Source organism: Arthrobacter sp. JCM 19049, from assembly GCF_001310435.1.
Window position 1 is genome coordinate 1 of sequence record NZ_BAXF01000536.1, and the last position, 1,412, is coordinate 1,412.

At 69.7% G+C, this 1,412-nt stretch carries 1 protein-coding gene and 1 pseudogene; both read left to right on the forward strand.

What is annotated here, in order from left to right; all coding sequences use genetic code 11:
* Nucleotides 1-698 (forward strand): FAD-binding oxidoreductase (locus JCM19049_RS14205; RefSeq protein ID WP_279403270.1); only part of this gene is annotated, 698 nt, incomplete at its 5' end.
* Between the two features lie 66 nt (nucleotides 699-764).
* Nucleotides 765-1,372 (forward strand): annotated as a pseudogene (locus JCM19049_RS14210) (aldehyde dehydrogenase family protein).
* Nucleotides 1,373-1,412 lie beyond the last annotated feature (40 nt).

Genomic DNA, 1,412 nt, shown 5'->3' on the forward strand with positions numbered 1-1,412 from the left:
CCGAACGCGTCGCCCTGGCCACCAACGCCTTCCCCTCGCTGCTGGCCCGGCACCGGCTGCACACCATCCCGGTCTACGACTACGCGCTGATGACCGAACCGCTCAGCCCCGGGCAGCGGGCGGCGCTGGGCTGGGAGAAGCTGGTGGGCCTGTCCGACATGAACAACCGCTTCCACTACGTGCGCCCCACCATTGACGCCGAGGGCGGTTTCCGGCTGCTCTACGGCGGCTACGACGCGCTCTACCATTTCGGCGGGCGGATCCGCTCCAGCTACGACCGCTCCGAGGCGACCTTCGAAAAGCTGGCCGCCCACTTCCTGGGCAGCTTCCCGCAGCTGGGCCAGGTGCGCTTCTCCCACGCCTGGGGCGGGGCGATCGACACCTGTTCACGCTTCTTCGCATTCTTCGACAGCGCCTACGGCGGGAAGGTGGCCTACTCGGCCGGCTACACCGGCCTGGGGGTGGGGGCCACGCGCTTTGGGGCGAAGGTGATGCTGGACCTGCTTTCGGGGAAGCCGACCGAGCTGACCGGACTTGAGATGGTGCGCCGCAAGCCGATCCCGTTCCCGCCCGAACCGGCCGCCTGGCTCGGGGTGAAGCTGATGACCGGGCAGCTGGCCCGCGCCGACCGCAACCAGGGCCAACGCTCCCTGTTCCTGAAGGCCATGGACAAGCTCGGCATGGGTTTCGACTCCTAGAACTTCGCGCCGGCACCGGCCCGCGGCCGGACCCATTAACGACCACCCCCAGGAAAGGGACCCCAGATGCACAGCTACGACTTCCCCCACGGCCACCAGTTCATCAACGGCGCATGGTGCCGCGGCGGCGGCCAACGGGTGGAGCGGATCAATCCCGCCACCGGCACCGTCCTGGAAACCATCGACTACGCCAGCGCCGAGGACGTGGAGGATGCGGTGCGCGCGGCCCACACCGCCTTCGGGTCCTGGTCGCGGCTGACCCCCGCCGAACGCTCCGGGCACCTGCTGGCGCTGGCGCGCGAACTGGAATCCCGGGCCGAACTGCTGGCCGCGGTGGAAACCGCGCAGACCGGCAAGAGCATCCGCATGTCCACCGAGTTCGACGTGCCCGGCTCCATCGACAACGTGAACTTCTTCGCCGGGGCGGCGCGCCACCTGCAGGGCCTGGCGGCCGGGGACTACGCCGGGAACTCCACCTCAATGGTGCGCCGCGAGCCAGTCGGGGTCATCGGTTCGATCTGCCCTGGAACTACCCGCTGCAGATGGCCGCGTGGAAGATCCTGCCAGCGATCGCCGCCGGGAACACCATCGTGCTCAAGCCCAGTGAGCTCACCCCCGGCACCACGCTGCTCTTCGCCGAGGCCGCCCACGCCGCCGGGCTGCCGGCCGGGTGATCAACGTGGTGGTCGGTCCGGGGCCGAGCGTGGGTGGAAC